Raw genomic sequence first — 14,272 nt, forward strand, 5'->3', positions numbered from 1 at the left:
GCCGTGGCCGAGCCCGGCTCGTCGCTATGGACGGGATTCGACACACCCAGGATTTGGGTCGATCCGATGCCGATCTAAAGGACTCAAGAATTGCGGCGTGCTGAGGCTCACTTCACGGCTCCACCTGTGAGGCCCTCGACGAACCATCGTTGAGCGCAGAGGAATGCGATGATGAGGGGGGCGACGACGATGGTGGAGGCGGCCATGAGCGGCCCGTAGTCGTTGCCGGCCTCCTCGTTCTTGAAGGCCATGATGCCGAGCGGCGGCGGCATCAGGTTCTGGTCTCTGACCGCGATCAGCGGCCAGAACAGGCTGTTCCAGTGGCCGACGACCGAGAAGATGGCGAAGGCGATGATGGCCGGCAGCGCCATCGGCACCATGATCCTCCAGACGATGGCAAGCTCCGAGAGCCCATCGAGGCGGGCGGCCTGGACGACGTCGTCGGGGATGGTCTTGAAGAACTGCCTGAACAGGAAGATGCCGAAGGGCGAGACGATGTAGGGGAAGATCAGGGCGGCATAGGTGTTGAGGATGCCGAGCTGGTAGCCGAGGATGAACAGCGGCAGCGACAGCACCTCGTGCGGCAGGATCAGCGCGATCAGCACCAGCGCGAACAGCAGCTTCTTGCCGGGGAAGTCGAGCTTGGCCAGCGCATAGGCCGCCGGCGCGCAGACGAGGATCTGGGCGATGACGATCATGGCGCAGACGAAGAGCCCGTTCAGCATGTATTGCGGCAGCGGGGCCGCGGTCAGCGCCCTGGTGTAGTTCTCGATGCCGTAGAACTGCTGCGGCCAGAAGGAGAAGGAGGCGCGGAAGATCTCGCCCGGCGGTTTGATCGACAGCGACACCATCCACACGAAGGGGACCAGGATCAGCGCGCCGGTGGTCAGCAGGGCGGCATGACGCAGGATGGCGGACGGGGCGGAGAGCCCAGGGGTGGCGTGGTGCGTGCTCATTGATAGTGAACCCTCTTGTCCATCACGCGGGCCTGGATCAGCGTCAGCGCCACCACGATGCAGAGAAAGACGACGGCGACCGAGGCGCCGTAGCCGGTGCGCAGATATTCGAAGCTCTCGCGGTAGAGCGTGTAGAGCAGCATCTCGGAGGCATGCCCCGGCCCGCCCTGGGTGAGGATCTGCACGGTGTCGAAGGTCTCGAAGGCTTTCAGCGCCACGACGATGAAGACGAACATGGTGACCGGTCCGAGCATCGGTAGCGTCACGGTTCTGAGCCGGTCGAGCCACAGGTCGGCGCCGTCGATGTCGGCGGCGTCGTAGAGGTCCTGCGGGATCGACTTCAGCCCGGCCAGGAACAGCACCATGGCATAGCCGAGGTTCTGCCAGATGCCGATGACGGCGAGCACCGGCAAGACCGTGTTCTCGTCCCGCAGCCAGTTGGCGGTCGGCAATCCGATGGCGACGAGCGTCTGGTTGACGAGGCCGATGGTGGGATGAAGCAGCGCCTCCCAGGCGATCGCCATGGCCGTCAGCGTCGCCATGAACGGCAGGAAGTGGACGGCGCGATAGAAGGCTCGGCATGACTTGCCGCTTTCGATCAGCAGCGCGATCGCCAGGCCGAGCACGATCGTGCCGGGCACGACGATGACGACGTAAAGGATGGTGTTGACGAAGGAAGCGCGAAAACCCTCGTCGGAAAGCACCTCGCGGAAGTTGCCAAGCCCGACGAAGGCGAGCGAGCTGGCGCCGAACTGCCAGTCGGTGAGCGCAATCAGGAAGACGGCGAAGACCGGCAGGAAGAACAGCGTGACGAGCAGGACGAGCGCGGGCCCGGCCAGCGACCAGGCGGCAAGGGCTTCGGCAATGCGCCGGTTGCGCAGCGCCTTGCGGGCCGAAGGGCTGATGGCGGCATTGGGGCTTGGGGAAACAGCCCGATCCGATGCCGCCGATGTGGAAACGCTCATTGCTGACGCTCCTTCATGCGCAGCACGGTCGCGCTTGCAGGGTCATGCGACCGCAGGCGCCCGCCATCGGCGCCGAACATCAACAGCCGCTCCGGCTTGACGCCGAGATGCAGGGTCTGGCCCGAGGTGATGTGCGGGGCGCGTTCGGCAAGCAGACGCGCGATGATGGGATGATCGGCGCCCGGAACATCGAGATGGACGAAAAGGTCGGAGCCCATGTGCTCGACCAGACGCACCGAACCGGTCAGCACGTTCTGCCCGGCGGCCTCGACGAGGTGGAAGGCTTCCGGCCGGATGCCGAGTGTCAGGGTTGCGCCTTGTGCAAGACCGGAAGTCACCGAGAAGCTCGTGCCGGCCGTATCCGCCAGCGCGCCGTCCTTCAGCTTCGCCTCCAGGAGATTGATCTTCGGCGAGCCGATGAACTCGGCCACACGCCGGTCGTCCGGGTCGGCATAGATCTGCTGCGGCGGCGCCACCTGCAACAGCTCGCCGTCGAGCATCACCGCCACCCGGTCCGACATGGTCATGGCTTCCGCCTGGTCATGGGTGACATAGACGAAGGTGACGCCGAGGCGCTTGTGCAGCTCCTTGATCTCGGCGCGCATCTGCACCCTGAGCTTGGCATCCAGGTTCGACAGCGGCTCGTCCATCAGGAACACCGCCGGCTGGCGCACCATCGCCCGTCCCACGGCGACGCGCTGGCGCTGGCCGCCCGACAATTGCCCCGGCTTGCGGCCAAGCAGGTGCCCGATACCGAGCGCCTTGGCGGTGCGGGTAACCTCCCGCTCGATCTCCGCGCCAACCGCTTTCGTGCTCGGCAGCAACCGGCCGACCAGTGGCAGCCGCTGCCAGGCCGACAGCCGCCGCATCCTGAGCGGCAGGCCCATGTTCTGCGCCACCGTCATGTGCGGATAAAGCGCATAGGACTGGAACACCATGGCCACGTCGCGCCGCTTCGGCCGCACCCCGTCGACCACCCGCTCGCCGATCGCGATCGACCCACCCGTCTGCACCTCGAGGCCCGCCAATATCCTCAGCAACGTCGACTTACCACAGCCCGACGGACCCAGCAGCGTCAGAAACTCGCCATCGGCAATCGCAAGCGATACATCGCGAAGCACCGACGTTGAACCGAAGGATTTTGATATTTTCTCGATGGTGATGGCAGCCATGGGGCATGTCCTCGTTTGTTCGACGACCGCAGAGCAGCCGCCTTCGAAACTCGATTATAGATGGCGACCAATTGTCCGGTTTTGTTACACGGCTGTGACAAGCATCGAATATTGCGATGGTATGACCGCGATTCAGGATGGACCGCCGGACGGGCTCAGGAGGCGAATTTGAACGAGCAAAGAGACCTTTCACTCAACGCGGTGCGCGCCTTCTTGCAGGTGGCTCGCGACAATAGTGTTACGCGCGCCTCCAAGACGCTCGGGATTACCCAGAGTTCGGTGAGCCGCCATATCGCGGTGCTGGAGGAATATTTTGGAGCGAAACTCCTCGATCGGCGCGGCCGCCGAAGCCAGTTGACGGACTTCGGCCGCCTGTTCGCCGATTCCGTTGCCGAACCGCTCGACACGATCCTGTTTACCGCCAAGCGGATGCGCCGCAACGGTAGCAAGGATGCCAACCGTCTCGTTGTGCGAACCTCGCTTGCTACCTTCGCATATACGGTTCTTATTCCCAATTTGCGTGAGTTCTCGAGGGAAATGGGTGGTGTCACGGTCGACGTCATCAGCACCTTGTCTGCCCCCGCGTCGACCGACAGCTTCGACGTGCTCCTAACGCGCGACCTAATGTTGACCGAACCCGCCGACCGCTGGGACATCTATGACGAGCAACTCGTTTGTGTCGGCGCGCCCGACTGCGTCGCCGGAAGGGGACTCAAGGCTTTGCGAACCACGCCCGTAATCGCGGTCACCTCCCGCCCCGATATTCTGCCGACATGGCTGCGCGGCCTTGATTTGAAGACCTCAGATATCACCTCTGGCGCCCGCTACGATCACCATTATCTGGCCTTGCCGGCGGTGACGACGGGACAAAGTCTCTTGGTAACGCCGAATATCATTGTTGCAGAACTGATCAAACAGGGTCTTCTGGAAGTGCTCCCCGGATCACGCGCGCCAAGCGGTATGCAATATCGGGCCTATGCCATCGACCGCAGCAGCAATCTGGATGTCGCCCACGCCTTTTGCCGCTGGCTCACCCGACTTTGCCGGAAGATGACAGAGGAAGATGCAGGCCCCAAATGAGGCGCAGGGCTCAGGAAGCATCGCAATAAGCGATCATTTAGCCTGCTTTACGCGATGCCGAAGCTGGCGGCCGGTAGGTGGCTTGGCTAGGTCTCGGCCGCAACTCGGTGCCACGAGGAGAGTTTACTTGCCACTCATCGCCAAGAGACTACAAGCCGTCCGACCCTCGCAAACCAAGGCCATGACGGCCGCGGCCGCTGCCCTGCGTGAAAAGGGCGTCGACGTCTTTGCGCTCAGCCAGGGCGAACCTGATTTCGATACGCCTGAAGCGATTTGCAATGCCGGCATTGCTGCAATTCGTAACGGCAAGACACGGTATACGCCGGTTGCCGGTATCAAGCCGCTGCGCAACGCGATCAAAGAGAAGTTCCTGCGCGATAATGGCCTGGAGTACGACATTGATCAGATCACCGTCGGCTGCGGTGCCAAGCAGGTGGTCTTCAACGCTCTGTTTGCAAGTCTGGATCCCGGCGATGAAGTCATCATTCCCACACCCTGCTGGGTGTCTTATCCGGACATGGTGCAGCTTGCCGGCGGCGCCCCAGTTCTCGTGGCCTGCCACGAGCATTTCGGCTTCAGGCTAAAGCCCACCGATCTGGAGTCGGCGATTACGCCGCGCACCAAGTGGCTGATGCTGAACTCACCCAACAACCCGACCGGTGCGGTGTATTCCAAGGCCGATCTCGCCGCGCTCGCCGCTGTTCTGCGTCGTCATGATCACGTGCATATACTTGCCGACGATATCTACGAGAAGCTTGTCTACGACGTGCCGTTCGTCACGATGGCCGAAGCGGCGCCAGACCTCATCCACCGCACTCTCACCGTTAATGGTGTTTCGAAGTCCAGCGCCATGACCGGATGGCGCCTCGGTTATGGCGCCGGGCCAATGGATCTAATCAAGGCGATGAACACTATCCAGGGGCAGACCTCGTCGCACACCAGCTCGATCTCGCAATATGCGGCGATTGAGGCGATCGGCGGCACTCAGGACTATATTGGCGAATTCGTCTCCGGCTTCCGCAAGCGCCGTGACCTTGTCGTGGAAAAAATCAATGAGACCCAAGGCCTCAAGTGTCGCACGCCGGACGGTGCCTTTTATGTGTTCGTGGATTGCGCCGGGGTAATCGGCAAAATCACGCCTCAGGGGACAATGATCCAGACAGATACGGATTTTGCCCTTTATCTGCTGGAGCAGTTCGGGGTTGCGGTTGTACCGGGCAGCGGCTTCATGGCCTCGCCTTACATCCGCATTTCCTACGCAGCCTCGATCGAGGATTTGGAACACGCTTGCGGCCGAATTCTGGCCGCCTGCGAAGCGCTTTCGGAAAGTGAGAATATCTATGAGCAAAGCAAAGCAACTGCGTGAGCGCATGGCCGAACGCGGCCTCGTTCACATCATGGCGGCCCACAGCCCGCTGTCTGCCATTCTCGCCGAAGAGGCTGGCTTCGACGGTCTCTGGGCTTCAGGATTTGAACTCTCGGCGCTTTTTGGCCTGCCCGACATGAGTCTGATCTCGATGACCCAGCATCTCGACATGCTGCGCGCGGTCGCCGGCCGCTCGTCCCTTCCGATCATCGCCGATATCGACTCTGGCTACGGCAATGCGATCAACGTGGTCCATGCCATCCGCGAGTACGAGCATGCCGGCAGCAGCGCTGTCGTGATTGAGGACAAAACCTTTCCGAAGGTGACCAGCCTTGCCGCTGGCGGGCGCCAGGAGCTGCTGCGCGTCGAGGAATTCCAGGGCAAGATCGAGGCGGCGGTCGCCACCCGGCATGACCCGGATTTCCTGGTCATCGCCCGGACCGAGGCCCTGATCGCGGGCTTAAGCGAAGACGAGGCCCTGAGGCGCGGCATGGCTTATGCCGAGGTCGGAGCAGACATGGTCCTCATCCATTCCAAGAAAAAGGACCCTTCGGAGATCGAAAGCTTCTCTCGCGCCTGGAAAGGCTCGGTACCTCTGGTTATCGTTCCCAATGCATATCCCGAGCTCGAGGCGGCCCGCATAAAAGCGCTTGGCAATATACGCATGGTTATCTACGGCAATTATGGAATTCGCGCAGCCGCAACCGCCATGCAAGAAACCTTCAGCCGTATCGTAGCTGACGGCGGTGTGCAGAATGTTTACAAAGATATTGTCCCGGTCGAAGAAGTCTTCAGACTGCAGGGGATGGAGAAGACCAAGCAGGATGAGAAACGCTTCTTGCGATGATCGCCGGGACCGGGACGGGGTTGTCGCGGCAATGACGTCAGCGATATTTCGCGGCTGCATCGGAACAGGACGGCACAGAACGTTATTGTAGACCCGCTGTGCCCCGTGATCCGGGAACCACCCCCCCACAAGACTCTGTTTAAAGAGCTCTGCAAGATTCGGCGTTGTCAGAAGACCTGTCTGGTCGTCAACGCCGGCAAGGCCCGATAACAGAGCCGTCTAACGAACAGTCGGCCGCCGTCAAGGCGCGCCTGATCTTTGTACTGTTGTCCCATGTTCCCTTGCGCGAAGGCAGGCACGAGCGATCGATCTCCTTGCCCGTTCAATCCGTCTCCTGCGAAGCCGTCCAGCTGCGAAGCCGTCCAGCGATTCATCCCGAATGGGCATCACATGATCGCAAAATTCGATGCTTGTCACAGCCGTGTAACATACGGGGACAAATTGGTGGCTGGATAATTCAAGTTTGGAGGGCGGTGGCGTTGTTGGCCGCCGAACAAGCGGGGACAGCCGAACAAATGGAGACAGGGGTCATGCAGCCATCACCATCGAGAAAATAGGGTCCCTTCGGCTCCGCCTCCGTCCTGCATGACCGCCTCCCTCTGTCGCCAGCATGTGCTGGCGTCCCCTGATATTGCGAGCCGAACCCTTCTTCAACGAGCTGAGACATCAACGGCATTGTCGCGAGGATTTGACTTTGATCGACTGGACCGCAATCGGGCTGCGAAGAATTGGGCCCAATCCAACAGCTTCAAGCTTCCTGTACGTTCTGCCGCGCGAACGCGACAATCGGCAAATCGGGGCAAGAACGGGAGGCGTTGATGACCATTCGGTTGAACATCCGACTTCGATCCTCCCGTTCGAACTCCACGTCGTATCAGTGCTTGCCAGCCGGAATTGGCTTTAATGGAAGCCGTGAAGGTGCCAACGGCGGCAAGCCGTCAAAGTCGACATTGGCGCAACGAAGCCGCGCGGCTGATCGCCGTCGAGGTTGAGCCTGTCCTTCGCCGCCACAATGTGCCTATGGCACGAGAGACATTGGACTTCGTCGGGAGGCTGGCTGGCCAGGTGCTTGCGGCAGTTATGTGTCTTCCTTCAGAACAGCGCATAGCCTTCGATTGCCGTAGCGAAATACTCACCGATGCGGTCTCAAGGCTCGTGCTTTCGCTGGCGATGGAACTAGAGGAGCTCCAAAAGCAGCCGCAGGTGTCCGGAAAGGCATTCGCAAATCAGGCCATCGCACAGACCAGTGAAGCCTCTGGACCTCAGGACCGGTATACCTTGATCCAGAGCTGGGCTGGTAAGGTGGTCGGCCAAACGTACCTGGAGAATGAGCTCCGGATCCCGCGATCGACGCTGCACCTCTGGAAACGCCGCAACGAAGTCATCGCTCTGCCTAAGAGCAGGCGAACTCACGTATTTCCCTTGGCGCAATTCGTCGATGGACGTCCCGTCGACGGGATCAGTCACGTATTGGCGGAGATAGAAAATCCGCGCTCGGCCTGGTTGTGGCTTGTTCGTCAGTCCGATCTGCTCGACGACAAGATCCCGTTGGATCTGCTCAAACAGAACAGGATTTTGCAGGTGGCGGATGCAGCCGCGCTTCACGTTAAGTCAGGCGCCTAGTTCAGCAGTCGTTGTGATCTGCCAAACAAGAAATGAAATCGCCAAGGCTCTCAATGAGGCCTCCGGATCCCACTTGAAATCACGTCCGGACGTTTGTGGATGGCGACGCCAATTTCATCAATGCCGACGAGGAGCGTCTGAAAACGCAGTTGGTCCCGACGTCTGGCATTCGAACGACAAGGACGCTGCCTCTTGCGTGCCTGGGCGGTCAACGAAGTTGTCGTCAACGGCGAAAGCGAGACGGAGCTTTATCGGTTGTCGCTACTGGGTTGAATACTAAACCAGACGTTGGTTGAGGGCGCTTGCATTCCGTCGTAACGTACATCTGCGCTTTGGTCCGCAAAGCCGTTGAGAACTTGTGCGTTCCCGCCCTGCTTCACAGGAGGATGGAATGTCATTTCCTGACAATACGTACTTGGCGCCTGAAGACCTGCAGATGCTGTTCCGGGTCTTAAACCGGACCGTGCCGACAAACTGCTCCGAGCGTGTTCGGCAACAAAGAGCAGCGGCACTGCTTCAGTGGTTCCAAACAGGGGTCGTGGCTGAGGACGAGCTCGAGGACAGGATGCGTTCGATATCGGGAGGAGACCGGCCGCACGATCTTGTCATTCCTGGAGGTGATCACGGGCGTGGGTTGTTTGCGTAATCACAGGCTCCGCCAAAGCGCGGCGAAGCCGCGGCGCTTGCCCTCGACACGTTCTGTCAACAGTTCAGGCGTCCAAGATATCTCCGGTTGGTCAAGTGACCGTTTCGTCCGCAATAGCCGAGGGGCGGGCGCTATGGCCATTCTCCGCGGCGGTGATGATCGCATCCCCTCGCAGGGCGTTCGCCTTCGGTTTTTAGCGGCAGCCATCAGCCGTTGGGAGGCGGTACCGGGGGGTGCCACAGGCGTTTCGCAGCCAGTGCGAGACTCGCCTTTACTCGCGACGAGGTGGGTCGTTTCCAATCCCAGCTCTACTATCCCCGCCGGTGGTCTGGTGTCCGATCGGCTCCATTTACAGGGTCAGCACGATGCCGGAAAGCCGCCCAAGCTCGACCAGGCGGTCAAGCAGAGGTGGCGAACTGGCAAACTCCTCGGAACTGATAACATCAAGCGAGGATTCGTCGACGCGCGTTCCAAACAGGACTAGGCATTTCTCCTCGTCGAAACGCCGTGATGTCCAGATCATGCCATCGAGCGTCGGATTGGCATCATGAATCGCTTGTGCCCAAGCTCTGGTGGAGGGGTATGACGAGGGCGGGGTGTCGATCAGCGACTGACGCGTGATGCTCCACTTGTTGAGATCGGGTTCGAATAGGCGTGCGAGCCGCAGGTCACGGTCGACCCTGATAAGTGAGCCGGCGAGTTCCTCAACCTTGCTCATTGGGAGTGTCTTGAAGGCGGCGGACGGATCGATATCGTGGAACACCGACTCGTAAGCGGCGCACCCAAATGAAGTTCCCGCGTATATCGTGGGAACTTGTTTGCCGGCGCTCGTGAAGGGAGCGAATCTGGAAGAGCCAAAGCCTGGGTTGAACTCGCGCGCCCGTCGGTTCCGCGAATGTACGCGATGCAACTCCGTCCCGGCCGGAAGGACCAGAACATTGCAGCTTAGGGATAGAGGCGGGGAGGGAACGACGATCAATCTGTCGTTGCCTCCCCCAATTTACGCGCAGCCTCGACAACCAAGGCCATCCGCTCGAGATTCTCCGAAGGAACTTTTCCGTCCAGCCACGGGTTCGACGAGACGAACCAGAAGGCAACTTGCCATTGGCTCATTTTTGGCGGCAACGCCTGTAGCACCTGCGCGACCGCGGGATCGGGCTTGCCGTCCCTGAACTGGAAGGCTGGAAACAATTCGCGGCCACGCAGTTGCACCGAGAATACCTTCTTCTCGGCCTTCCATCTCGATCCCGTTGCACTCTTATTGCGAGCGTTGTGGCCTGCCAATCCAGCCAGGTCCGCGCTCGTCAGGCACGGGACACTCTCCACGAACCCTACACGCGCCCGGGCATTGTCGGCCTCGATCTTCGATCTAACTTCCGACATCGGGTCATTGGCGGGAAGCATGGCCTCCACCAAGAGCTCCATGTTACGCTCCGACAGTTCTACTCGTTTCTCGGCCACTACCGCACTAAGCGGCTCGAGAAGCCGCGCGGTGGCTGGATCCAAGGTCCGAAAAGGCGCGACTTCTTGGAAGACATCCCTCACAGCCTTCTTCACGGTCGCCCTAAGACGCGTGGACTCCGCGATCCTAAACTTACGGCTTCGAGGTCCTTCCTTCTTGGCCGCGCTGCTCTTTTCCGGCTTGTCTATAGCGCGAAGCCTTTCCACCAGCGTGTCCGCCATAAGCCGCTCGATTTCGGTCTCGGTGAAATTGTTCGATGGCGCATTCGGCATTGCAGCCTCCAGTGAGATCGGTGATGATCTTCCGGCATTACTTATATCACGTGAAAGCAATTTTCAAGCTGGGATACCGGTGGCCATGCGCGCGAACCTTGGCTGTCCTCGACCCGTTCCAGCGGGCTTTCGTCGCGGAACTGTGAAGCAACCTGAGGCATCAGCCAATTCGCAACGTCAGCGCGGTCTGCGTCCACCATGTGTCGAAGACCATATGGCTTACCTAGTGCAAGCGCGACAAAATCGAGCTTGCCGTGCCCGTCAAGCGCAATGCGATGAACACGAGGACTTCCGACCGTGCTGTTTGCCTACCACGAGGGGCCTTCGATACGATACGTTGCCCAGCGGGTCAGACGTTGAGACCGTCGGGCAAGCACAATTCGGACTAGCCCGCCAGTATCCTCTCACCAAGTACAATGATGCCATCGCCACGAGTCGTACGGCCTTTGGCTCGTCGGCAGATGACAATGCCGGACGCCCGGCTCATGCATGCGACTGGATCCCGCCAAGGCGTTTCGGGGAAGAGAATTTGTCCTAATTTTTGGTCAGTGCGCACCTCCTCCCCCAATTCGACGAAAGGCTCGAACACACCGCTGGCATCTGCGTGGACGTAATGCGTACTGCGAGGACTGGCACGACGGATCAATGCCGGCATCTGAGGTTCGGGAAGCCCGTCGATCCATCTGGATGAGATGGCACCAAGGTGGACGAGGACGCGGAGAATGCCAGCTTGCGTCATGGCAATGTTGTCTCGGGAAGTGATGCCGCCGCCGCCGATTTCGCTTCCGAGGCGTCTGATACCGATGCGACGGCACGCACCGATCAATGCCGCGTCGCCGCCACCCGACTCGTCAAACACGTAAGCAGTTTTCGCTCCAAACGCTTTCAAGATTTCGACCATTTGCGATTGAGCGACAGGATCTGGATCGAGTGTAATCGTTGGGCCCGGAAGATAAAGCAGTGAATTGCCGCCCGAGTGGATGTCGATGACCAACTCGAACAGGGGGAGAAGGTCGCTCTCCACGATATGAGCGATGCGCTCGGTCAATGTCCCTCGCGGGTTCCCCGGGAAGCAGCGATTGAGGTTGACCTGGTCAACAGGAGATACCCGCGATCCGACAAGTGCTGCTGGCACGTTGAGCGCGGGAATGATCAGGACATGGCCCCTTACGTCCTCAACCTCAAACCGTTGAGCAAGCTTGGTCCAGGCGATTTGACCTTCAAACTCATCGCCGTGGACCGCGCCAAGGCACAGGACGCGCGGTCCCTCGCCATTGCGGATCGAAATGACCGGAATGAGGATCGATCCATAGGCAGATTCGTCAGTTGAATGGGGCACACGGATGTAGCCGGAGTGCTTCCCTTCCTGGTGCAGGTCGAAATCGATAATCATCTTTTGACTCCAGTTTCAACGCTGGCCAATCGCATCCAAACGGGCGCGAAGCTTGCGTATCTTGATTAGAAGAGGGGGGATTGCCGAGGCGGTTGATTGGGCACCCAGCGCGCCGGTAAAAAACAGGTGTCCGCCGGGAATCGTGGCAGTCAGTTCATGAACCTGCTTTATCAGAACAGATGATAGCTCGCTCCAAGCATCGGCCATCTGTTCCGGCGAACGTGCGGCTAAAGGCTGCAACCAGGTACGGAAGATTTTCTGGGAATTCAGAAAACCCCAGCTGGCAGCATCCGAGGCCGCATGGCGCAAATCGCTGGTCGATTGAGGAACCAGACAGGCTGTAAGCGGGTAATTGCCGTAGTCGAAGCTACCCGTATCGTCGATCGCCGCGGCGATATCGGCAATCACCGAACCGTCACGCCAGCGCAGCCGGGATCCGTTAAGATTGAGCGGGTGATTGCAGCGAAACATTTCGAAGTAGCGTTCTGGATCAAAGACAGGCCGTCCGTTGAGCCGAGCCTGCTCCTCGATCGCTACATCCCACCAATCAGTGCTTTCGCCTTCACAGCCTGGCTTGGGATAACGCATCTCCCTTAGTCCTGCTTGATTGAGCCAGATTTTCGGATCTGTATCGCTGTTGAGAAACAATGGTGGCGTCGCGGCGAGCGACACAAAGGCCTCAATATTCAGGCCGATATAATTAGCGGCCATGTTAAAGGGAGGCGCGGCATATCCCGCCATGCTCCAACCCAGGACAACGACATCTCTGCCCAAGCCGTTATCATCGATCACATTTCTGGTTACTCCCGCCGCGACGCGCCCCCATTCAGTCAGGTTCATAGCCGGATAAAGACGATCGTAAACCGGATGATCGGACGGATAGGAAATCGCAAGAAGGCTAAAGCCCTCCAGCGCCAGCCAGTGGTCGAGAAAATCGTCGCGGCAAAGGTCGGGATGGCCGTAAGCAATGCGGGCGAGATGTCCGCCCCCCGGCAGAAACACCACCAGCGGCTTGTCAGGCGATCCCCGACGAAAATAGGTCAACGCCGGGTATCCCGCAGCTTCGAGAATCCGCTCGCCGCGCAAAAGCAGCGAACCGGGTTTCATGGGTTCCATGACGTCAACTTTTGCGCTTCGCGTTCTGTCCGTACTGAGGACAAGCCCTTCGGAAGGTGCCAGCCCGGCAGCGGAAGTTCAGCGGCGACCGAAAAGGAGCGTTCGGTCACCGGGTTCCCAGCCTTATTTCTCTATTAGGCCATTAATTTCCTCGCTGAGCGCCCGGGCTGCGTCATCGGGCGATTGCTTCAGCGTCACGACTTGCTGCAGACGGTCAGCAAAGAGCTTGTCGATGCGCCCGGCATTGGGACCATTGAAGACATACCATGCGCCAGCGTATGGGATTGAAGCCAGCGTTCCCTTGATGGCGGGATTGGCCTTGTAGTAGTCGCCCAGCAAGTCGGCGCGGTCAACCGCCACTTCGTTGGCGGGCACATAACCCGTCTTTCGGCCTACGATGTTCTGAGCCTCGGGCCCGGCCACGAAGCTCATGAACTGCCAGGCAGCCTGCCGTCGCGCAGGGTCTTTGGTATGCAGCACAACAGCTATACCCGCAGTCGGTAGCTTTGCGTTGGCGGCAAATGGCAGGTGCGTGGTGCCGATTTCGAATTTGCCCGCCACCTGTTTTGCAAAACTCTCTAGACTACTGCTCGAATCGGCCAATATGCCGACGTTGCCGCTGGCAAAAGCCTGGCGAACCTGAGCGTCGGTCATATCAATCTTTGCTTGGCCGAGTTCGCCGAAGCGGCGATACAGCTTGAAAGCTTCCATGTCTCTTGGGTCGGTGAGGGTCACAGCCGTACCTTCCACATTTCCAAGCGAGCCACCGCGGCTCATGATGTGGCCCTGCGACATGAAGGAGTTGTAGCGCGTATAGGCGCCGAGCACATCCGGATGGGATTTTTGGATCTTGTCGGCGACGGCCAAGATCCCGTTCCAATCGGCGGGCAGGTCCTTGTTTCCGTGCTGGACCTCCGCCACCAGATTCGCGTTGTAGAAAATGATCGGGAAGGAATAGGCGATGCTGAGGCCGTACACCTTGCCGTGGATCGTGGTGGCGCTCGTGACGGACGCAGAGTAGCGCTGTCCAGTCCATTGCTTGTCGGCGGCAATGAGTTGATCAACCGGCTGGATATGGCCCGCGTCCGCCAACAGCTTCAGATAATTGAAGCCTTGAAACGAGACGTCCGGCAGGGCGCCGATGACCGCCTGGCGCATGGTGCGCTGGATCATGTCGCTCTGGTCCCGCTGCGACGTATCGAGGTCGATGTGAATTGTCGGGTGTTCTGCCTCGAAGGTTGACTTCAGTTGGTTAAACATTTCCGGGAAGATAGACGGCGTCGCGTCCACTTTCAGTGTGATGTCTTCCGCGTGAGCTGGCATGACGAGCACGGCGCAGGCGATGAGCGTCGTTCCAAACGACTTGAGAGGCAT

12 protein-coding genes are annotated in these 14,272 nt (G+C 59.7%); 4 read left to right on the forward strand and 8 right to left on the reverse strand.

The genetic code is table 11. From position 1 onward, the window contains the following. Positions 1 to 107: 107 nt before the first annotated feature. The 3 genes from FJW03_RS29085 to FJW03_RS29095 are packed head-to-tail and all read right to left on the reverse strand — an operon-like array spanning position 108 to position 3,093. On the reverse strand, positions 108 to 956 hold the full coding sequence (locus tag FJW03_RS29085; protein WP_226890497.1) for a carbohydrate ABC transporter permease: 849 nt from the start codon (positions 954 to 956) through the stop codon (positions 108 to 110). Then, positions 953 to 1,921: a carbohydrate ABC transporter permease gene (locus FJW03_RS29090; RefSeq protein ID WP_226890496.1), complete on the reverse strand. Its 969-nt coding sequence runs from the start codon at positions 1,919 to 1,921 to the stop codon at positions 953 to 955. The genes FJW03_RS29085 and FJW03_RS29090 overlap by 4 nt, the downstream gene beginning before the upstream one ends. Continuing rightward, a complete protein-coding gene (locus FJW03_RS29095) occupies positions 1,918 to 3,093 on the reverse strand; it encodes an ABC transporter ATP-binding protein (RefSeq protein WP_226890500.1) in 1,176 nt (391 codons plus the stop codon). The genes FJW03_RS29090 and FJW03_RS29095 overlap by 4 nt, the downstream gene beginning before the upstream one ends. Positions 3,094 to 3,261: 168 nt before the next feature. Here FJW03_RS29095 and FJW03_RS29100 point away from each other — a divergent pair, with 168 nt between their 5' ends. From FJW03_RS29100 to FJW03_RS29115, 4 genes are all read left to right on the forward strand, one after another. Continuing rightward, positions 3,262 to 4,173, forward strand: a complete 912-nt coding sequence (locus FJW03_RS29100) for a LysR family transcriptional regulator (RefSeq protein ID WP_140766219.1) — start codon at positions 3,262 to 3,264, stop codon at positions 4,171 to 4,173. 181 nt (positions 4,174 to 4,354) lie between these two features. Continuing rightward, positions 4,355 to 5,539 (forward strand): pyridoxal phosphate-dependent aminotransferase, encoded by a 1,185-nt coding sequence (locus tag FJW03_RS29105; RefSeq protein WP_140766225.1) that lies wholly within the window; start codon positions 4,355 to 4,357, stop codon positions 5,537 to 5,539. After that, positions 5,514 to 6,386, forward strand: a complete 873-nt coding sequence (locus tag FJW03_RS29110) for an isocitrate lyase/phosphoenolpyruvate mutase family protein (RefSeq protein WP_140766218.1) — start codon at positions 5,514 to 5,516, stop codon at positions 6,384 to 6,386. Before FJW03_RS29105 ends, FJW03_RS29110 begins: the two co-directional genes overlap by 26 nt. Before the next feature lie 903 nt (positions 6,387 to 7,289). Beyond that, positions 7,290 to 8,009: a hypothetical protein gene (locus FJW03_RS29115; RefSeq protein WP_140766217.1), complete on the forward strand. Its 720-nt coding sequence runs from the start codon at positions 7,290 to 7,292 to the stop codon at positions 8,007 to 8,009. A 995-nt stretch (positions 8,010 to 9,004) separates the two neighbouring features. Here the strand turns inward: FJW03_RS29115 and FJW03_RS29120 are convergent. The 5 genes from FJW03_RS29120 to FJW03_RS29140 form a co-directional block, all read right to left on the reverse strand. Next, a complete protein-coding gene (locus tag FJW03_RS29120; protein ID WP_181173314.1) occupies positions 9,005 to 9,634 on the reverse strand; it encodes an RES family NAD+ phosphorylase in 630 nt (209 codons plus the stop codon). Next, the gene (locus tag FJW03_RS29125) at positions 9,631 to 10,389 is read right to left on the reverse strand and encodes a hypothetical protein (RefSeq protein WP_140766215.1); all 759 of its coding nucleotides are present in this window, start codon (positions 10,387 to 10,389) and stop codon (positions 9,631 to 9,633) included. The genes FJW03_RS29120 and FJW03_RS29125 overlap by 4 nt, the downstream gene beginning before the upstream one ends. Before the next feature lie 385 nt (positions 10,390 to 10,774). After that, on the reverse strand, positions 10,775 to 11,782 hold the full coding sequence (locus FJW03_RS29130; protein ID WP_140766214.1) for a succinylglutamate desuccinylase/aspartoacylase family protein: 1,008 nt from the start codon (positions 11,780 to 11,782) through the stop codon (positions 10,775 to 10,777). 15 nt (positions 11,783 to 11,797) lie between these two features. Further along, positions 11,798 to 12,889, reverse strand: a complete 1,092-nt coding sequence (locus FJW03_RS29135) for a hypothetical protein (RefSeq protein WP_140766213.1) — start codon at positions 12,887 to 12,889, stop codon at positions 11,798 to 11,800. 132 nt (positions 12,890 to 13,021) lie between these two features. Further along, entirely contained in the window at positions 13,022 to 14,272 is a 1,251-nt protein-coding gene (locus FJW03_RS29140; RefSeq protein ID WP_140766212.1) for an extracellular solute-binding protein, read from the reverse strand.

The sequence above is a fragment of the Mesorhizobium sp. B4-1-4 genome, from assembly GCF_006439395.2.
Classification (GTDB): Bacteria; Pseudomonadota; Alphaproteobacteria; order Rhizobiales; family Rhizobiaceae; genus Mesorhizobium.